Annotated in this window: 21 protein-coding genes and 1 pseudogene; 3 read left to right on the plus strand and 19 right to left on the minus strand. The window is 67.6% G+C overall.

Annotated features, from left to right (window positions below; all coding sequences use genetic code 11):
* Window positions 1–5: 5 nt before the first annotated feature.
* The 11 genes from nuoK to L6444_RS07305 are packed head-to-tail and all read right to left on the minus strand — an operon-like array spanning window position 6 to window position 10,388.
* Window positions 6–305, minus strand: coding sequence for an NADH-quinone oxidoreductase subunit NuoK (nuoK, locus tag L6444_RS07255; protein ID WP_205876874.1), 300 nt, complete (start codon window positions 303–305; stop codon window positions 6–8).
* Window positions 302–1,102: an NADH-quinone oxidoreductase subunit J gene (locus L6444_RS07260; protein WP_370653093.1), complete on the minus strand. Its 801-nt coding sequence runs from the start codon at window positions 1,100–1,102 to the stop codon at window positions 302–304. Before L6444_RS07260 ends, nuoK begins: the two co-directional genes overlap by 4 nt.
* Entirely contained in the window at window positions 1,099–1,647 is a 549-nt protein-coding gene (gene nuoI / locus L6444_RS07265) for an NADH-quinone oxidoreductase subunit NuoI (protein ID WP_255731146.1), read from the minus strand. The genes L6444_RS07260 and nuoI overlap by 4 nt, the downstream gene beginning before the upstream one ends.
* Window positions 1,640–2,902, minus strand: coding sequence for an NADH-quinone oxidoreductase subunit NuoH (nuoH, locus tag L6444_RS07270; RefSeq protein ID WP_236983892.1), 1,263 nt, complete (start codon window positions 2,900–2,902; stop codon window positions 1,640–1,642). Before nuoH ends, nuoI begins: the two co-directional genes overlap by 8 nt.
* 5 nt (window positions 2,903–2,907) lie before the next feature.
* Window positions 2,908–5,328 (minus strand): NADH-quinone oxidoreductase subunit G, encoded by a 2,421-nt coding sequence (locus L6444_RS07275; RefSeq protein ID WP_236981512.1) that lies wholly within the window; start codon window positions 5,326–5,328, stop codon window positions 2,908–2,910.
* A gap of 7 nt (window positions 5,329–5,335) precedes the next feature.
* On the minus strand, window positions 5,336–6,652 hold the full coding sequence (nuoF, locus tag L6444_RS07280) for an NADH-quinone oxidoreductase subunit NuoF (protein WP_236981513.1): 1,317 nt from the start codon (window positions 6,650–6,652) through the stop codon (window positions 5,336–5,338).
* Entirely contained in the window at window positions 6,649–7,431 is a 783-nt protein-coding gene (gene nuoE / locus L6444_RS07285) for an NADH-quinone oxidoreductase subunit NuoE (protein WP_236981514.1), read from the minus strand. Before nuoE ends, nuoF begins: the two co-directional genes overlap by 4 nt.
* Window positions 7,428–8,726, minus strand: a complete 1,299-nt coding sequence (nuoD, locus tag L6444_RS07290; RefSeq protein WP_236981515.1) for an NADH dehydrogenase (quinone) subunit D — start codon at window positions 8,724–8,726, stop codon at window positions 7,428–7,430. The genes nuoE and nuoD overlap by 4 nt, the downstream gene beginning before the upstream one ends.
* The gene (locus L6444_RS07295) at window positions 8,726–9,451 is read right to left on the minus strand and encodes an NADH-quinone oxidoreductase subunit C (RefSeq protein WP_236981516.1); all 726 of its coding nucleotides are present in this window, start codon (window positions 9,449–9,451) and stop codon (window positions 8,726–8,728) included. Before L6444_RS07295 ends, nuoD begins: the two co-directional genes overlap by 1 nt.
* The gene (locus L6444_RS07300) at window positions 9,448–10,002 is read right to left on the minus strand and encodes a NuoB/complex I 20 kDa subunit family protein (protein WP_236981517.1); all 555 of its coding nucleotides are present in this window, start codon (window positions 10,000–10,002) and stop codon (window positions 9,448–9,450) included. The genes L6444_RS07295 and L6444_RS07300 overlap by 4 nt, the downstream gene beginning before the upstream one ends.
* Before the next feature lie 8 nt (window positions 10,003–10,010).
* Window positions 10,011–10,388: an NADH-quinone oxidoreductase subunit A gene (locus tag L6444_RS07305; protein ID WP_236981518.1), complete on the minus strand. Its 378-nt coding sequence runs from the start codon at window positions 10,386–10,388 to the stop codon at window positions 10,011–10,013.
* A 430-nt stretch (window positions 10,389–10,818) separates the two neighbouring features.
* Between L6444_RS07305 and L6444_RS07310 the strand changes: the two are divergent.
* The 3 genes and pseudogenes from L6444_RS07310 to L6444_RS07315 form a co-directional block, all read left to right on the plus strand.
* A pseudogene (locus L6444_RS07310) lies at window positions 10,819–11,292 on the plus strand (PPE family protein); the annotation flags it as partial.
* The gene (locus L6444_RS30055) at window positions 11,277–11,408 is read left to right on the plus strand and encodes a hypothetical protein (RefSeq protein WP_255731340.1); all 132 of its coding nucleotides are present in this window, start codon (window positions 11,277–11,279) and stop codon (window positions 11,406–11,408) included. The pseudogene L6444_RS07310 and the gene L6444_RS30055, both read left to right, overlap by 16 nt.
* Window positions 11,405–12,100 (plus strand): hypothetical protein, encoded by a 696-nt coding sequence (locus L6444_RS07315; protein WP_236984669.1) that lies wholly within the window; start codon window positions 11,405–11,407, stop codon window positions 12,098–12,100. Before L6444_RS30055 ends, L6444_RS07315 begins: the two co-directional genes overlap by 4 nt.
* Window positions 12,101–12,108: 8 nt before the next feature.
* On the opposite strand, the gene L6444_RS07320 is transcribed toward L6444_RS07315, so the two are convergent.
* The 8 genes from L6444_RS07320 to L6444_RS07355 are packed head-to-tail and all read right to left on the minus strand — an operon-like array spanning window position 12,109 to window position 17,502.
* Window positions 12,109–12,510 carry an Rv3143 family two-component system response regulator gene (locus L6444_RS07320; protein WP_236981519.1) on the minus strand — a complete coding sequence of 134 codons (402 nt, stop codon included), beginning with the start codon at window positions 12,508–12,510 and terminating at the stop codon, window positions 12,109–12,111.
* A 14-nt stretch (window positions 12,511–12,524) separates the two neighbouring features.
* On the minus strand, window positions 12,525–13,067 hold the full coding sequence (locus L6444_RS07325; protein ID WP_236981520.1) for a YceI family protein: 543 nt from the start codon (window positions 13,065–13,067) through the stop codon (window positions 12,525–12,527).
* Entirely contained in the window at window positions 13,064–13,453 is a 390-nt protein-coding gene (locus L6444_RS07330) for a nuclear transport factor 2 family protein (RefSeq protein WP_236981521.1), read from the minus strand. The genes L6444_RS07325 and L6444_RS07330 overlap by 4 nt, the downstream gene beginning before the upstream one ends.
* Window positions 13,450–13,794 carry a DUF6285 domain-containing protein gene (locus L6444_RS07335; protein ID WP_236983894.1) on the minus strand — a complete coding sequence of 115 codons (345 nt, stop codon included), beginning with the start codon at window positions 13,792–13,794 and terminating at the stop codon, window positions 13,450–13,452. The genes L6444_RS07330 and L6444_RS07335 overlap by 4 nt, the downstream gene beginning before the upstream one ends.
* A complete protein-coding gene (locus tag L6444_RS07340; protein ID WP_370653152.1) occupies window positions 13,788–14,729 on the minus strand; it encodes a phosphotransferase family protein in 942 nt (313 codons plus the stop codon). The genes L6444_RS07335 and L6444_RS07340 overlap by 7 nt, the downstream gene beginning before the upstream one ends.
* A 14-nt stretch (window positions 14,730–14,743) precedes the next feature.
* Entirely contained in the window at window positions 14,744–15,982 is a 1,239-nt protein-coding gene (locus L6444_RS07345) for an acyl-CoA dehydrogenase family protein (RefSeq protein ID WP_236981523.1), read from the minus strand.
* A 12-nt stretch (window positions 15,983–15,994) separates the two neighbouring features.
* Window positions 15,995–16,618 carry a TetR/AcrR family transcriptional regulator gene (locus L6444_RS07350; protein WP_236981524.1) on the minus strand — a complete coding sequence of 208 codons (624 nt, stop codon included), beginning with the start codon at window positions 16,616–16,618 and terminating at the stop codon, window positions 15,995–15,997.
* Complete coding sequence (locus L6444_RS07355; protein WP_236983896.1) at window positions 16,618–17,502, minus strand: hydroxymethylglutaryl-CoA lyase; 885 nt, start codon at window positions 17,500–17,502, stop codon at window positions 16,618–16,620. Before L6444_RS07355 ends, L6444_RS07350 begins: the two co-directional genes overlap by 1 nt.
* Between the last annotated feature and the right edge of the window lie 5 nt (window positions 17,503–17,507).

Raw genomic sequence — 17,507 nt, forward strand, 5'->3', positions numbered from 1 at the left:
CGTTTCTAGCCTTTGAGTAGATTCGCGTCGTCGACCGACGCCGATTTGCGGGCACGGAAAATCGTCATGATGATGGCCAGGCCGATCACGACCTCGCAGGCCGCGACAACCATGGTGAAGAACGCGATCATCTGTCCGTCGAGCTTGCCGTGCATGCGGGCGAAGGTGACGAACGCCAGGTTGACGGCGTTGAGCATCAGCTCCACACACATGAACATGACGATCGCGTTGCGCCGCAACAGCACGCCGGCGGCGCCAATGGTGAACAGCAGGGCCGAGAGGTAGAGGTAGTTGGCCGGGTTCATGACGCACCGCCTTTGGGGCCGCCGGACACGGCTTCGGGGGAGGGGGTGGCAAGGCCGTCGGCCCCGCGGGTGCGCAGGATCTTGGAAACCGACAACTCCGAGTAGGAGCCGTCGGGCAGCAGCGCGGCCACATCGACGGCGTTGTGCCGGGCGTAGACACCGGGGTTCGGCAGCGGCGTCGGGTGGCCTCCCGGACGGAAGCGTTCCTCGGCGAGCTCGCGCTGGGTCTTGCGGCGCTCGAAACGCTCCCGGTGCGCCAGGATCATCGCCCCGACCGCCGCGGTGATCAACAGCGCGCTGGTCAATTCGAAGGCCCACAGGTAGCGCGAGAAGATCAGCGCCGCAAGGCCTTCGACGTTTCCGTTGGCGTTCGCGGCAGCCAGCCCGGAGAAGCCGCCGGTGGCCACGTTGCCGATCCCGGCGATCAGCAGCACACCGAACCCGATGCCGGTCACCACACCGGCGACCCGCTGGCCGTGCAGCGTCTCTTTGAGCGACTCGGCGGAGTCGACGCCGATGAGCATCAGCACGAACAGGAACAGCATCATCACCGCGCCGGTGTAGACGACGACTTGGACGACGCCGAGGAACAGCGCGTCCTGGGCCATGTAGAACACCGCCAGGATGAGCATCGTCATCGCCAGGAACATCGCGGAGTAGACCGCGTTGACGGCCAGCACCACCCCGAGTGCGCCGATCAATGCCGCGGTGCCCAGCACCCAGAACATCACCGCTTCACCGGTGGAGGTGCGGACCAGCGTGTCGGCCGCGACGTTGGCGGCCAGGGTGGCGATCATTTGGCGTCCTGGCTTTGACGCAGACCGTGGGCGGTCACGTTGCCCAGGTAGTAGTCCTTGTCGGTGGCGCCCTCGGCCCGCGGGTGCGGCGGCGCGAGCATGTCCTGCAGCAGCGGCGCCAGCAGCCGGTCCTTCTCGTAGATCAGGTCGGCGCGGTTGTCGTCGGCCAGTTCGTAGTCGTTGGTCATGGTCAGCGCCCGGGTGGGGCAGGCCTCGATGCACAGGCCGCAGCCGATGCAGCGTAGGTAGTTGATCTGATAGACGCGCCCGTAGCGTTCGCCCGGGGAGTACCGGGCTTCCTCGGTGTTGTCCGCGCCCTCGACGTAGATCGCGTCGGCCGGACACGACCAGGCGCACAACTCGCAGCCGATGCACTTCTCCAGGCCGTCGGGGTACCGGTTGAGCTGATGGCGTCCGTGGTAGCGCGGCGCCACCGGGCCCGGCTTCTCCGGATATTCCTCGGTGACGGTCTTTTTGAACATCGAGCTGAATGTCACGCCGAATCCGGCCAGGGCGTCCAACGGACGCCGGAGTGGGTTAGCCACGTGCCTTCTCCTTGCTCGCGCCGATCGGCTGTTCGAGTTTCTTCAGCGGCAGCGGCGGCACCGGGAACGCCGGTTCGGTGCTGCCGCGCTCCTCGAGCTGCTGGCGGCGCTGGCGGGCGCGCGCCCTGGGGCTCGGTGCGCTGAACGGTTTGCGCAGCGTCGCCAACAGCAGCGCGCCGACGACGAGGCTGCTGATCACCAGGACCACCGTCCAATGCTGGTAGCCCTGGTTGCGCAGGGTGCGGACGACGGCGGCGATCATGATCCACACCAGCGAGACCGGGATCAGCAACTTCCAGCCCAGCGACATGAACTGGTCGTAGCGGAACCGGGGCAGGCTGGCGCGCAGCCAGAAGTAGATGAACAGGAAGGTCCACATCTTGGCGGTGAACCAGAGCACCGGCCACCAGCCGGAGTTGGCGCCGTCCCACATGTTCAGCGGCCACGGGGCATGCCAGCCGCCGAAGAACATGACGGTGGCCAGGGACGACACGGTCATCATGTTGACGTACTCGGCGAGCATGAAGATCGCGAACTTCAGCGACGAGTACTCGGTGTGGAAGCCGGCGACCAGCTCGCCTTCGGCCTCGGGCAGGTCGAAGGGTGCCCGGTTGGTTTCGCCGACCATCGAGATCAGGTAGATGATGAACGACGGGAGCAGCAGGAAGACGTACCAGACCCGGTCCTGGCTGGCCACGATCTGCGACGTCGACATGGAGCCGGCGTAGAGGAACACCGCGGCGAACGACAGCCCCATCGCCACCTCGTAGGAGATGACCTGGGCGGTCGATCGCACCCCGCCCAGCAGCGGGTAGGTGGAGCCGGACGCCCAGCCGCCCAGTACGATGCCGTACACGCCGATCGCCGAGAGCCCCAGGATGAACAGCACCGCGACCGGAAGGTCGGTGAGCTGCAACGGTGTCCAGTGGCCGAAGACCGACACCTCGGGGCCGAACGGGATGAACGCGAACGCGGTGAACGCCGGGATCGCCGAGATGGCCGGTGCGGCGAAGTAGACGAACCAGTCGACGCCGCCGGGAGTGATGCTTTCCTTGAGCGCCAGCTTGATTCCGTCGGCCAGGCTCTGCAGGGTGCCCCACGGGCCGACCCGGTTGGGGCCGGGCCGCAACTGCATCCAGCCCAGGATCTTCCGCTCGAGCAGGATCGCCACCAGCACGTTAAGCATCAGGAACACGAAGATGGCCAGGGTCTTGCCGACCACCAGCCACCACGGATCGTGCCCGAAAGCGGTCAAGCCGTTCATGATTTCGCCCCGATCTTCACCACGCTGCCTGCGGTCACGCCCAGTTGCCGGTGTACCGCCGAGCCGGGCGAGTTCAACGGCAACCACACCACCCGGTCGGGCATGTCGGTGATGTTGAGCGGCAATGTGATCGAGCCGCGCGGGGTGCTGACCGTGACGGGTTCACCGTCGGCGGCGCCGATCTCGGCCGCGGTGTCCGGCGACAGCCGCACCTCGGGTTGGCGCGCGGTTCCGGCCAGATGCGGTTCGCCGTCCTGGCCGCGGCCGGCGTCGAGCAGCAACCGCCAGCCGGTCAGCACCGCTTCGCCGGCGCCGGGCTGGGCGGGCGCTGCGGCCTGGACCGACGGCCCGGCCGGGCGTTCACCGTCCCAGGTACCCAGCGCCGCCAGTTCTTCGCGGGCCGACTCCACCGAGGCGCAGCCGAGGTAGATGCCCATCTCGTCGGCCAGCGTGTCGAGCACCCGGTGATCGGATTGGCCGGCCTGCACGGTGGTGCCACGGAACACCGGTTCGAAGCCGCGGTAGCGGCCTTCCCAGTTGACGAACGCGCCCGGCTTCTGCGTGGTCGGCGCCACCGGGAACACCACGTCGGCGCGTTCGGTGACCTCGCTGTGCCGCAACTCCAAGCTGACCACGAACGGCGCCGCATCGAGTGCGCCCAGCACCGCCTCGGGATCGGCGAAGTCGCCGGGCTCGATGCCGCCCACCAGCAGCGCACCCAGGGTGCCGTCGGCGGCGGCGGCCAGGATGCCGTCGGCGTCCCGCCCTGGCGCGGTAGGCAATTCGTCCACGTGCCACGCGGCGAGGACCTGTGCCCGGGCGGCGTCGTCGGCGACGGGGCGACCGCCCGGCAACAGGCCGGGCAGCGCGCCGGCTTCCAGCGCGCCCCGCTCACCGGCGCGCCGGGGCACCCAGGCCAGCCGGGCGCCGGTGGCCTCGGCCAGTCGGGCCGCGGCCGTCAGGCCGCCGGGAACAGTGGCCAGACGCTCCCCGACCATGATGACCGCGCCGGGTTTGCGCAGCAGCTCTCCCACCTCGCCGTCGGTCAAGCCGTCCAGCGTGGCGGGCTCGGCGCCGGGCGCGGTGCGCAGCAGCCGGCCGGACATCTTGGCCAGGGCGCGGGTGGCGAACGGCGCCACCCCGTAGACCGGAACACCGTTCTTGCGGGCGGCCTTTCGCAACCGCAGGAACACCGACGGCGACTCTTCCTCGGGCTCGAACCCGACCAGCAGCACCACCGGGGCGGTCTCCAGGTCGGAGAAGCTGACGGTGACCGGCCGCCCGGCGACGTGCGCCGCCAGGAAGTCGGCCTCCTCGGCCGAGAAGGGTCGGGCGCGGAAGTCGATGTCGTTGGTGCCCAACACAATTCGCGCGAACTTTGCGTAGGCGTAGGCGTCTTCCCAGGTGACCCGGCCGCCGACCAGAACCCCGGTGTTGCCGCGGGCCGCGTCGAGTCCCTGCACCGCGGCCACGATCGCGTGCGACCACGACGCGGGCTGCAGCGTCCCGTCGGCGTCGCGGATCAGCGGCGTGGTGAGGACGTCGGGTTGGGTCGCGTAGGTGAACGCCCAGCGGCCCTTGTCGCAGATCCATTCCTCGTTGACTTCGGGGTCGTCGCCGGCCAACCGGCGCATCACCTTGCCGCGTCGATGGTCGGTGCGCTCGGCGCAGCCACCCGCGCAGTGCTCGCACACGCTCGGGCTGGACACCAGGTCGAAGGGACGGGCCCGGAACCGGTAGGACATCCCGGTCAACGCGCCCACCGGGCAGATTTGCACGGTGTTGCCGGAGAAGTAGGAGTCGAACGGCTCGTTGGCGTAGATGCCGACCTGCTGCAGCGCGCCGCGCTCCTGCATGTCGATGAACGGGTCACCGGCGATCTGGTCGGAGAACCGGGTGCAGCGGGCGCACAGGATGCACCGCTCCCGGTCCAGCAGCACCTGCGAGGATATGTTGATCGGCTTGGCGAAGGTGCGCTTGGTGTCGGTGAAGCGAGATTCCGCGCGGCCGTTGGACATCGCCTGGTTCTGCAACGGGCATTCACCGCCCTTGTCGCACATCGGACAGTCCAGCGGGTGATTGATCAGCAGCAGTTCCATCACGCCGTGCTGGGCCTTATCGGCGGCCGGCGAGGTGAGCTGGGTGTGCACCTGCATGTCGTCGGTGCACACCGTGGTGCACGACGCCATCGGCTTGCGCTGGCCCTCCACCTCCACCAGGCACTGCCGGCACGCGCCGACCGGGTCGAGCAGCGGGTGGTCGCAGAACCGGGGAATCTGAATCCCCATCAGCTCAGCCGCGCGGATCACCAAAGTGCCTTTGGGAACACTGATTTCGACGCCGTCGATGGTCAGCGACACCATGTCCGGCGGGGTCGCCTCGCCGGTCTTGTCGGTCGCATCAGAAGTCGTGGTCATCGGCAGGTCACGCCTTTCCGTCCGGCGAGAGCATGGAGTCTCGGGGGTCGAACGGGCATCCGCCTCTTTCGACATGGGCGAGGTATTCGTCGCGGAAAAACTTGATCGAGGACATCACCGGGCTGGCGGCGCCATCGCCCAACGCGCAGAACGACTTTCCGAGTATCGCGTCGGAGATGTCCAACAGCTTGTCGAGGTCTTCGCGGGTGCCCTGGCCGTTTTCCAGTCGTGCGTAGATCTTGTCCAGCCAGAAGGTGCCTTCGCGGCACGGTGTGCACTTGCCGCAGGACTCGTGCTTGTAGAACTCGGTCCAGCGCCGCACCGCCCGCACCACGCAGGTGGTCTCGTCGAAGATCTCCAAAGCTTTGGTGCCCAGCATCGAGCCGACCCCGCCGACTCCTTCGTAATCCAGTGGGACGTCGAGATGTTCGTCGGTCAGCAGCGGCGTGGACGACCCGCCCGGGGTCCAGAACTTGAGCCGGTGCCCGGCCCGCACGCCGCCGGCGTAATCGAGCAACTCGCGCAGCGTGATTCCCAGCGGCGCCTCGTACTGGCCGGGCCGGGTGACGTGCCCGGACAGCGAATACAGCGTGAAGCCCGGTGACTTTTCGGTGCCCATGGAGCGGAACCAGTCGACGCCGTTGCGGATGATCGACGGGACGCTGGCGATGGTCTCCACGTTGTTGATCACCGTCGGGCAGCCGTAGAGGCCGGCGACGGCGGGGAAGGGTGGCCGCAGCCGGGGCTGGCCGCGGCGGCCTTCCAGCGAGTCCAGCAGCGCGGTCTCCTCGCCGCAGATGTAGGCGCCGGCGCCGGCGTGCACCACCAGCTCCAGGTCGAAACCGGAGCCGCCGATGTCGCGGCCCAGATAACCGGCGGCGTAGGCCTCGGCCACCGCGTTCTGCAGCCGGCGCAACACCGGTACCACCTCGCCGCGCACGTAGATGAACGCGTGGCTGGCCCGGATCGCGTAGGAGGCGATTATCACGCCTTCCACCAGCACGTGCGGCGTGGCCAGCATCAGCGGAATGTCTTTGCACGTACCGGGTTCGGACTCGTCGGCGTTGACCACCAGGTAGTGCGGCTTGGCGGCGGCGCCGGAGTCGCCCTGCGGGATGAACGACCACTTGGTGCCGGTGGAGAATCCCGCACCGCCGCGACCGCGCAGTCCGGAGTCCTTGACCGTCGTGATCACGTCGTCGGGGTCCATTGCCAGGGCCTTCTTCATGGCCTGGTAGCCGTCATGACGTTCGTAGGTCGCCAGCGACCACGACTCGGGGTCGTCCCAGTACCGGCTGATGACCGGCGTCAAAGGTGTTGTCATGCTTTGCCTTCCGGCGCGCTGCCCGGAACGGGGGGTGCCTGCATATCGTTGTCCTGTGCCACCCGCAGGCCGGCCAGGGTGGCCGCGCCGGCCCCACCCTGGCCTTCGTCGGGGCGTTCGTCGCGCAGACCGGCCAGGATGCGCGAGGTCTCGCGGAACTTGCACAGCGGCGCCCCGCGGGTGGGGGGCACCGGCTCACCGGACCGCAGCGAGTCGACGAGCCGGCGCGCCGACTCGGTGGTCTGATTGTCGTAGAACTCCCAGTTGACCATCACCACCGGCGCGAAATCGCAGGCGGCGTTGCATTCGATGTGCTGCAGCGTGACCGATCCGTCGGGGGTGGTCTCGTCGTTGCCGATGCCGAGGTATTCCTTGAGGTCGTCGAAGATTGCGTCGCCGCCCATCACCGCGCACAGCGTATTGGTGCAGACACCCACGAAGTAGTCACCGGTGGGACCGCGCCGATACATGGTGTAGAAGCTGGCCACCGCCGATACCTCGGCGCCGGTCAGGTCTAGTTGCTGCGCGCAGAACTCCATTCCGGCCGGGGTGATGTAGGAGTCCTCGCCCTGCACCAGGTGCAGCAGCGGCAGCAACGCCGACCGCTTGTTCGGGTACTTGGCGATGATCTCCTTGGCCTCGAGTTCCAGTCGCGCCTGCACCTCCGGCGCATACGACTCCGGGGCGCCCTCCACCACGAACTGGTTGGGTTCCGACGGGGGAGGCCCGAGCCGGATGAAGACCCGCTCGCCGCTGTTCGACGCGGACGGCGCGCTCACCGGTCCACCCCGCCCATCACGGGGTCGATGCTGGCGACCGCGGTGATCAGGTCGGCCACCATCCCGCCTTCACACATCGCCGCCACCGACTGCAGATTGGTGAAGGAAGGGTCGCGATAGTGCACCCGGTAGGGCCGGGTGCCCCCGTCGCTGACCATGTGCACGCCGAGTTCGCCGCGCGGGGATTCCACCGCCGTGTAGACCTGTCCGGCCGGAACGCGGATGCCCTCGGTCACCAGCTTGAAGTGGTGGATCAGCGCTTCCATCGAGCTGCCCATGATCTTGGCGATGTGCTCAGGGGAGTTACCCATTCCGTCGGGGCCCACGTAAAGGTCTGCGGGCCAAGCGATCTTGCGGTCCTCGACCATCGTCGGGCCGGGCCGCAGCTTGTCCAGGCACTGTTCGACGATCTTGATCGACTCCCACATCTCCTTGACGCGAATGATGTAGCGCGCGTACGCATCACAGGTGTCTTCGGTGATCACGTCGAACTCGTAGTCCTGGTAGCCGCAGTACGGCTCGTTCTTGCGCAGGTCGTAGGGCAGACCGGTGGCGCGCAGGATCGGGCCGGTGATGCCCAGGGCCATACAACCGGTCAGATCGAGGTATCCGACGTCTTCGGTACGGGCCTTCCAGATCGCGTTCTCGTTGAGCAGGTCGCCCATCTCGCGCAGGATTTTGCGGAGTTGTACGAGGGCTTCGGCGACGTCGTCGGCCCCGCCGGGCGGCAGGTCCTGCGCCAGGCCGCCGGGCCGGATGTAGGCGCTGTTCATCCGCAGGCCGGTGATCTTCTCGAACAGGGTCAGGATCACTTCGCGGCCCCGGAAGCCGACGAACATCGGCGTCATCGCGCCCAGCTCCATCCCGCCGGTCGCCAGCGCGACCAGGTGCGAGGAGATCCGGTTGAGCTCCATCATCATCACCCGGATGACGTTGACCCGCTCCGGGATCTGCTCGGTGATGCCGAGCAGCTTCTCCACGCCCAGGCAGTACGCGGTTTCGTTGAAAAACGGTGAGAGGTAATCCATTCGGGTGACGAAGGTGACGCCCTGCGTCCAGTACCGGTATTCGAGGTTCTTCTCGATTCCGGTGTGCAGGTAGCCGATTCCGCAGCGGGCCTCGGTGACCGTCTCGCCCTCGATTTCGAGGATCAGCCGCAGCACCCCGTGGGTGGACGGGTGCTGCGGGCCCATGTTGACGACGATGCGTTCGCCGGGGTCGGCGTTGCGTGCGGCGTCGACGACCTTGTCCCAGTCCTGACCGCCGGCGACGACGAGAGTTTCGGTGGTGCTCATCAGTTGTAACCCCTCCGCTCGTCGGGCGGAGGAATCTGCGCGCCCTTGTATTCGACCGGGATACCGCCCAACGGGTAGTCCTTGCGTTGCGGATGCCCGTGCCAGTCGTCGGGCATCTCGATCCGGGTCAGCGACGGGTGCCCGTCGAAGATGATGCCGAAGAAGTCGTACGTCTCGCGCTCGTGCCAGTCGTTGGTCGGGTAGACGGCGAACAGCGAAGGAATGTGCGGATCACTGTCCGGCGCCGACACTTCCAGTCGCAGCCGGCGGTTGTGCGTGATCGACTTCAGCGGGTAGACGGCGTGCAGTTCGCGGCCGGTCTCGTGCGGGTAGTGCACGCCGTTGACGCCCATGCACAGTTCGAAGCGCAGCTCCGGTTCGTCGCGCAGGCGCTGGGCGACCTCTACCAGCCGATCCCGGTGCACGTGCAGGGTGAGCTCGTCGCGGTCGACCACCACCTTCTCGATCGCCTCGTCGAACTCGACGCCGTCGCGCGACAGCGCCTCGCTCAGTCGATCGGCGATGTCGTCGAAGTAGCTGCCGTAGGGCCGTGGGCTGCCGCCGGGCAGTGTCACTTTGCGAACCAGCCGGCCGTAACCGGAGGTGTCGCCGGTGCCGGACACGCCGAACATGCCGCGGCGGACGTCGATCACCTCGCCGCCCACCGGCACCTGGACGCCCGGGGTGACCGCCGCGCCCTGCGGATCCTTGTCCGGTGAGCTCATCGCAGCAGCCCGCGCATCTCGATGGTGGGCCGGGCCGCCATCGCCGCCTCTTCGGCTTCGGCGATGGCGCGCTCGCGGTTGACCCCCAGCGGCATTTCCTGAATCTTGTCGTGCAGCTTGAGTATTGCGTGCAGCAGCATCTCGGGCCGCGGCGGGCAGCCGGGCAGGTAGATGTCCACCGGGACGATGTGGTCGACGCCCTGCACGATCGCGTAGTTGTTGAACATTCCGCCCGACGAGGCGCACACGCCCATGGCCAGCACCCACTTCGGCTCGGCCATCTGGTCGTAGATCTGGCGCAGCACCGGCGCCATCTTCTGGCTCACCCGGCCCGCGACGATCATCAGGTCGGCTTGTCGCGGCGTCGCCGAGAACCGCTCCATTCCGAACCGGGCGATGTCGAACCTCGGGCCGGCGGTCGCCATCATCTCGATCGCACAACAGGCCAGCCCGAACGTCGCCGGCCACAGCGAGTTCTTGCGGACGTAGCCCGCCACCTTCTCCACCGTGGACAGCAGGATCCCACCGGGAAGCTGTTCTTCGATTCCCACGTCCTACCTCAATCCCACGTCAGGCCGCCGCGGCGCCACACATAGGCGTAGGCCACGAAAACCGTCAACATGAAAACCAGCATTTCGACGAGCGCGAAAACTCCCAGCGAATCGAAGCTGACCGCCCACGGATAGAGGAACACGATCTCGATGTCGAACACGATGAACAACATCGCGGTCAGGTAGTACTTGATCGGGAAACGCTGACCGCTGGCCGCGTGCGGACCGCTGACCGGGCTGTCCGTCGGCTCGATCCCGCATTCGTAGGCCGCCAGCTTCGACCTGTTGAAACGGGTCGGCCCGGTGATGCTGGCCAGGAAGACCGAGCCGATGGCAAACGCCGCGGCAACTGCCGCGAGCACCAGGATGGGTATGTAGGCGTTCAACTCGCGCCACGATCCGTCCGTACGGGCCGCCAGCGCGGGCGGGCAAGCGGGTGATTGGGCTGTAGTGACGGACCGGGCTTGTGGGCCGTCACAGTGACCTTCAACATAGTCGCGCGACCGCCCGAGCACATGCCCGGGGTCAAGCTCATAGACACCGCGGGGTCGCCCGGGTTCGGTGGCGGTTCGCGGCGGCGCCGCACGGCCCGGCGGGCAACCGCCAAGCCGCTGTCCAGACGGCCGGTTTTTGATACCCAGCCAGGCAAAATATCGCTGATTCCGGCGACCGCCAGACGCGTGGAGCGGTTGTTGTTACCCTTACAAGCAGACTGTAGCGGGGGCGATTTGCGAGGTCGCGAGCGCCGTCGGCCGATCTGGGAGGACGCGAACTGTGAGTTTTTTCACGCAGCCGCCGGAGATCATCTCCCCGAAGATGTTCATGGGCGCCGGCAGTGGGCCGATGTTGCAGGCCGCCGCGGCGTGGGACGGTCTGGCCGCAGAGTTGAGTACCGCCGCCGAGTCGTTCGGTTCGGTGATCTCCAACCTGGCCGGACAGGCATGGCAGGGACCGGCAGCCGCGGCCATGGCAGCCGCCGCCGCTCCCTACGCGGGCTGGCTGGCCGCGGCGGCGTCGCAGTCAATGGGTGCGGCGGGACAGGCGCGATCGGTGGTCAGCGCCTTCGAGGCAGCCCGCGCGGCCGTTGTCCATCCGAGTGCGGTGGACGCCAACCGCAATGCGTTCGTGAACTTGGTGATGACGAACCTGTTCGGCCAGAACGCGCCGTTGATCGCGCTGGCCGAGAGCATTTACGAGGAGATGTGGGCCGCCGACGTCACCGCCATGGCCGGGTATTACGCCGACGCCGCGGCGGCGGCCGCGCAGGTGGTGCCGTGGCAGACCGTGCTGCAGAGCTTCCCGGCGCTGACCAGCGGCCTGGCCGGGGATTGGCCGGCCTGGCCAACTCCGGCGCGGGTAACGGCGCGGTGCGGCTGCTGGCGCCGCGACCGGGGCGGGACCGATGAGCGCCGGCGGTGCCGGCGGTGCGGCCGGCGGCGGGGGAAGCGCCGACGGCGGTGCGGCCACCACCGCCGGTGGGGCGGGGAGCACCGACGCGGGTCTGGCCCCGGCCAGCTACACCAGCGGCGATCCCGGCGCCTACACCGCCGGCAACGCGGTAGCCCCCGCAGACGCCGGCGCCGTGAGTGCCACCACCGCCAACACCGGCGTCGCGAGCTCGGGTGTCGGGGGCTTCAGCATGATGCCGCTGGCGATGGGTGGCGTGGCGATGGCCGGGCTGCTCGGCGACAGCCCGTCGATGCCGACCCAGTCCAAGGAACCCGCGAAGTCCGCCGAACCCACTAAGGCCGAAGAGTCCTCCGAAAAGTCCGAGGAAGCCGTCGCGACGGAAGAAACCGCGGCTTCGGAGACGCCGGAAATCCCGGCGATGAGCGTGCTGCCCAGCGCGGCGTCCGACATCGCCGCCGCGGCGGCTCCGGGAGTCGGGGCCGCGGCGGCCTCCGCAGCCGCGGGCGCCTCCGGCATCCCGGTGTCACCGCTGCGGGCGGCCGGCGCCAAGCGGGCCGGTAAGGAATCAGAAGACTCGGCAGCCGAGGAATCGGTGCTGCGACTGCGCCCGGAGATCGAGCCGGGAGAGTTCCACCAGGCGCAGGCCGAAGCTCCCGAAGCCGAGGAAAAGATCCAACTCCGGGGCTGACCGCCTGGTCAGAGGGCGGGTGCGCGCAACAGGCTCAGTACCGCGCGGCCCAGCACGATCGGGTCCAGCGGATGCGGCACCGCCGCTTCGGCCCGAGACCAGCTGGCCAGCCACGCGTCGTCGGGACGGCCGGTGAGTACCAGGATCGGCGGACAGTTCGACAGCTCGTCCTTGAGTTGCTTGGCGATTCCCATGCCACCCGTGGGCGTAGCCTCCCCGTCCAGGATGGCCAGGTCGATGCCGCCTTCGTCCATTGTGCGGATCACCATCGGGCCGGTGGCGACTTCCACATAGCTCAACTCCGGCAGATCCGGATGCAGCCGTTTACCCAGCGCCTGCATCACTGCTTGGCGGGTCTGCGCGTTGCTGCTGTAGACGAGGATCTTCAGGGGGCTGCTCGAGTCGGGCACGTGCAGATGGTAATTCACGCGCCGCTGGACGACCGCACGAAGACGGCTTCGGCCGACACGGTGACCGTCTCGGCCATCACACCGAATTTGTTCCAGTCCAGGTCGAAGCGGGTTCGGTCGATGTCGCCGCGGCCGGTGATACGCACCGATCCGTCGTCGTGCTCGGTGACGGTCGCCGGCAGCGTCACCGGTTCGGTGACGCCCTTGATGGTGAACTCGGACTTCACTTCGGCGGCCTTTCCGGGCCCCGGGCTCAGGTCGGTGACAACGACCGCGATCGTCGGGAAGCGTTCGGCGTCGAAGAAGTCGGCGGACAGTAGGTGTTTGTCGCGGAGTCCGATGCCGGTGTGCAGCGACGCGACCTGGATGTCGATGCGGCCGTTGACCGCGCCGGTGCCGGTGAGTTCGCCGGCGCCGCTGAACTCGGTGAACTTGCCCTTGACCGGCACCAGCCCCCACATGTTCTTGATCTTGAAGCCGATGGTGGACTTCTCGGGCAGCAACGCCCAGGTGCCGACGGTGTCGGGGTCGGCGAGCAGTGTTTCCAGCGTCGTCATCTTGGATCCCGGTCCAGTAGCGGGGCGAGCTCTTCGGGGTCGAAGTACTCGTCGATTCGGTTGATAAGACCATCTGTGTCCAACTTGATCACGATGCAAACCCGCATCGCGATCGCCTGACCGGTGAGCCCGGTGGCGCGCAGGATGTGCTGCTGGACGAATCCGTTGTCGAAGACCTCCCGGTCCAGGATCTGGTAGGCGCGCTGCGTGGTGGCTGAGATGAACCAATTGATCACCCGTAGCGCCCGCGGCTTGTCGTCGACCAGCTCGGGGCGGCGGCCGGTGCGCCACACGGTGACGTCGTCGCTCCACATGTTCGCGACCGCGGCCTTGTCGCCCTCTTCGATCGCGCTGAACAGCCGGTCGGCCGTTTCCAGGACCGTCATGGTTGCTCCTTGTCGTATCCGGGGTGGGCGGCGGCCAGTCGGTGGCGTACCAGTGTGCGCAGGCAGGCGGTGACGTCCGCGTCGCGGCCGTCCAGTTCGCCGGCGCGGATGGCGGCGGCCAGCGCCGCCTCATCGGGGTATCCAAGGCGGTCCAGCGCTACCCGCACGTCCGAATCGTCCGGCTCACGCAGTTCTCTCTCGACCATGCGTAGCGCGTTGGCGGCCACCCGGGCGTGAAAGTTGACCTGGCCGGTGGTCGCCTCCCGTACGTCGGTCTCCAGGAATTCGGCGACGGCGGCGACGAGTTCGGCCGCGGTGGGCCGGCCGTGCAGGTTCACGATGGGACCTCCGCGAGCAGGTCGAGCAGGTCCCATTCGTTCTCGCATACCCGGCGTCCGATGGTGGCCAGCTCCACCGAGCGGGTCTGCCCGCTCAGGTGGCGCTCGGCCTGATACCGGCAGATGATTCCCCAGCGCAGCGTCGCCAGCACCAGCCACCAGTGAAACGCCGCCCGGTCGACCGTCGTCGCGCCGGCCTCCTCGTAGCTGCGCAGGAAAGTCTCGATGCTGCCCAGCCCGCCGGCGCCGCGGCCGGCGGGAGCGCCGAAGCGCCAGGCGCGCACGCAGAACCAGGCCAGGTCCTCGTAGGCCTCACCGAGGTGTACCAGTTCCCAGTCCAGTACCGCGGCCAGGTCGGATCCGTCGACGATCAGGTTGCCCATCCGGAAGTCGCCGTGCACCAACACCGTCGGGGTGGGCGGCGGCCGGTGGGCGTCCAACCAGCGAAACGCCCACTCGAAAGTGGCGGTGGTGTCGCCCATGTCGTCGAGCTGCCGTCGGGAATGCTCGATCGGATCTTCGCGGGTCAAACCGGGGATCGCGGGGTCGGCGCGGTGGATCGCCGCGATGGCCTGGGCGCACTGGCGCAGCAGCCGCTGCGGATCTTCGAGCGCTCGCTGGATGCGCCGGACGATCGTCTCGCCCTTGATCTCCTCGCAGATCAGGTACGGATTGCCAAGGGCGGCAACCGAATCGTCGGCGACCAGGACGTGCGGGACGGGCGCCCCCGCGGCTGCCGCGGCGGCCTGGACCCGGGCCTCCAGTTCCATGCCGGCGTGGATGTCGTCGGGCGGGCCGGTGCGCAGGATCAGCGCGCGCCGGTCGGTGTCGGTGACGGCATCGAAGGCCCAGGTGGTGCGGCTGGCCCCGCCGGTCAGCACCCGCAGGTTGTCGATTCTCACCTGGCGGCCCGTGACCTCGGTGAGCAAGGTGCTCAGGCTGTCGGCCAGCGTCACTTTTTGCCGAACTTGAACAGCCGCTGGGCAACCCGGCGAATCTGGATCTCTTCGGCGCCCTCGGTGATGCGGTAGCGGCGGTGGTGGCGGTAGATGTGTTCGAGTTGCTCGTGTCGGCTGTAGCCGATGCCGCCGAGCACCTGCATGGCCCGGTCGGCTGCGTCGCACACCAGTCGATTGGCACGGTAGTTTGCCATGGATACCTTGTCGGAGACCTCCATGTGGTGATTCTGGTCCAATTGTGTTGCGGCGTAATAGACCAGCAATCGCACCATCTGCGCCTCGGTCTGCAACTCGACCAGCGGCCACTGCACCGCCTGGTTCACCGCCAGCGGTTTACCGAACACGATGCGTTCGCCGGCGTAGGACACGGCACGGTCGATGCAGTACTGGGCTGCCCCCAGGCTGCTGGCCGCTTGGCGAATCCTGTTCTCGTGCAGGAAGGTCTGGCCAACCTCCAGACCGCGGTCCACCTCGCCGAGCACCGCGTCGCCGGGCACCCGGACGTCGTTCAGCTCGACTTCGGCGTGGTCGGTCGGCATGTTGAACGTCCACCAATAAAACGGGATGGTGAAGCCCGGGGTGTCACAGGGCACCAGGAACGCCGTGATGCCCCGGGCCTGGCCCGGCTCACCGGAGGTGCGGGCGAACACCAGGTCGTGGGTGGCGCGATGCACGCCGGTGTTGAAACGCTTGGCGCCGTTGATAACCCAACTGTCGCCGTCACGCACCGCGGTGGTCTCCAGCCAGGTGGCATCCGATCCGTGGTCGGGTTCGGTCAGGCCGAACGCCATCGATCGTTGGCCGGTGATCAGCGCCTCGGTCCATTCCTTTTTCTGGGCGTCGGTGCCGAACCGGTCCATCATGATGACCTGCGGGAAGTTGCCGACGATCGAGGACTCGTCCTGCAGGTCGTTGTGCAGCCCGAGTCCCTTGTGCGCCAGGTGTTCCCGGATGACCGCCATATCGATGTTGCTGCCGTCGCGGCCGCCGAACTGCGACGGCAGGCCGTAACGCAGCCAGCCCGCCTTGTCGGCGCGCCGGCGCATTTCACCGAGCAGGTCCTCCCACTCGCGGCGCGGGATACCACCGTTGTCCCAGTCGGTGCGGGCATTCTCCCGACGGTGGTCGAAGTACTGGATGTTCTCGCGTTCCAGCGGCTTGATCTCGGTCTCGATGAACTCGTCCATCTCGGCCAGCAGGCCCGGAAGATGTTCGGGCAGAGTGAAATCCACGTTGATTACTCCTTAGTTTCCGTACAGCGTCTTCTGCCAGATTCGGGACAGCAGGGCGATCGCGTCCTCGTCGGTGATGGTCACGCCCAGGCCTTTCTGGGGATCGGGCTTGCCGACGAATACGGTGGTGAAGTTCTCGAACAGCAGCGCGATGGCCGCGGCGGTGTGCTCCGGGTTGAGTTCGGTTGCGTGGCCCTGTTCTTGGGCGCGGCGGACCGAGGCGGCCACGATGTCCATACCAAAACGCCGGAATTCGTTCTGCACGTGCGCGAATCGTGGCTGGGTGGTGGCCAGCTGCGCGACGGCGATCATGATGCCGATGTTCTGCTTGAACATGCTCCAGTATCCGGTGACCACCGAGGTGAAGAACGCGTCGTCGGCCGGTGACTCGGGTAGGGGTACCGCCCACCCGGACGGTTCGACCACCTCGTGCAGAAACGATTCGGCCAGGCCGGCCAGCAGGTCTTCCTTATCGGTGAAATAACGGTAGAACACCGCCGGCGACTTGCCCGCGGCCGAGGTGATGTCGGCCAACGTGGTACCGTGAAAACCGCGTTCGGCGAACAGCTTTCGAGCGGCCAGCTCGATGGCTTGGCGGGTCTGCCGCCCTTTGGCGCTCAGCAGTTCTGCGGGCATCAGCTGCGGATCCGGTCTCCCGCGCGTAGCAGAGCGCTCGGTAGGTCGTGACCGACGGCTTCTTTCGCGACCCGCGCCGCGGCGATGGCGGCCTGCAGGTCGACGTCGACCGTGTAGCCGCTGTCGGTCAGCAGGTACACCAGATCCTCGGTGGCGATGTTGCCGGTGGCGCCGGGCGCGAACGGGCAACCGCCCAGCCCGCCGACCGACGCGTCCAGCCGGGTCACGCCGGCGGTGACCGCCGCGTAGGCGCTGGCCAGCCCGGAGCCGCGGGTGTTGTGGAAGTGTCCGCCCAACGGCAGGTCCCCGATGATCGGAAGTAGTTGCGAGATGAGCGAACTCACCCGGCCAGGGGTCGCGGTGCCGATGGTGTCGGCGATCGAGAACCGGTCCACGCCCTGGTCGCGGGCGGCGGTAGCGATGTCCAGTACCCGCTGCGGGGGAGTGGGGCCTTCGAACGGCGAGTCCCACGCGGTGGCGACGATGACCTCGACACTGACGTCGTTGCCGTGTGCGATGGCGACGATCTCACTGATCTGATCGGTTGCCTCGGTGCTGGTGCGGCCGACGTTCCTCATGCTGAACGTGTCGTCGGCGGCCACCACGTACTCGATCGACCTGAAGCCGGCGGCGATTGCGCGTTTCGCGCCGTTCGGGCTGGCAACCAGTGCGGAGAATTCGATGCCGGGGAAGTTGTACAGCTCGGCGGCCAGTTCGGCCGCGTCGGCCATCGACGGCACCTTGGTGGGGGAGACGAAGGCGGTGGCCTCGACTTCGCGCACCCCGGTTTTCGCCACCGCGGCGAGCAGTTCCAGCTTGGCCGACAACGGGATCGGCTGCTCGATCTGCAGTCCGTCGCGCAGCGCTACTTCGCGAATGTCGATGTGGG

It is taken from the genome of Mycobacterium kiyosense (assembly GCA_021654635.1).
GTDB lineage: Bacteria > Actinomycetota > Actinomycetes > Mycobacteriales > Mycobacteriaceae > Mycobacterium > Mycobacterium kiyosense.

What these genes read in the sequence shown, in the direction of transcription:
- L6444_RS07275 (WP_236981512.1), bottom strand. Translation starts at nt 5,328, where the DNA reads ATGACCACGACTTCTGATGCGACCGACAAGACCGGCGAGGCGACCCCG.
- L6444_RS07260 (WP_370653093.1), bottom strand. Translation starts at nt 1,102, where the DNA reads ATGATCGCCACCCTGGCCGCCAACGTCGCGGCCGACACGCTGGTCCGC.
- L6444_RS07325 (WP_236981520.1), bottom strand. Translation starts at nt 13,067, where the DNA reads ATGACGACGCTGGAAACACTGCTCGCCGACCCCGACACCGTCGGCACC.
- L6444_RS07315 (WP_236984669.1), top strand. Translation starts at nt 11,405, where the DNA reads ATGAGCGCCGGCGGTGCCGGCGGTGCGGCCGGCGGCGGGGGAAGCGCC.
- nuoK (WP_205876874.1), bottom strand. Translation starts at nt 305, where the DNA reads ATGAACCCGGCCAACTACCTCTACCTCTCGGCCCTGCTGTTCACCATT.
- L6444_RS07330 (WP_236981521.1), bottom strand. Translation starts at nt 13,453, where the DNA reads ATGACGGTCCTGGAAACGGCCGACCGGCTGTTCAGCGCGATCGAAGAG.
- L6444_RS07350 (WP_236981524.1), bottom strand. Translation starts at nt 16,618, where the DNA reads ATGCCCGCAGAACTGCTGAGCGCCAAAGGGCGGCAGACCCGCCAAGCC.
- nuoF (WP_236981513.1), bottom strand. Translation starts at nt 6,652, where the DNA reads ATGACAACACCTTTGACGCCGGTCATCAGCCGGTACTGGGACGACCCC.
- nuoD (WP_236981515.1), bottom strand. Translation starts at nt 8,726, where the DNA reads ATGAGCACCACCGAAACTCTCGTCGTCGCCGGCGGTCAGGACTGGGAC.
- L6444_RS07295 (WP_236981516.1), bottom strand. Translation starts at nt 9,451, where the DNA reads ATGAGCTCACCGGACAAGGATCCGCAGGGCGCGGCGGTCACCCCGGGC.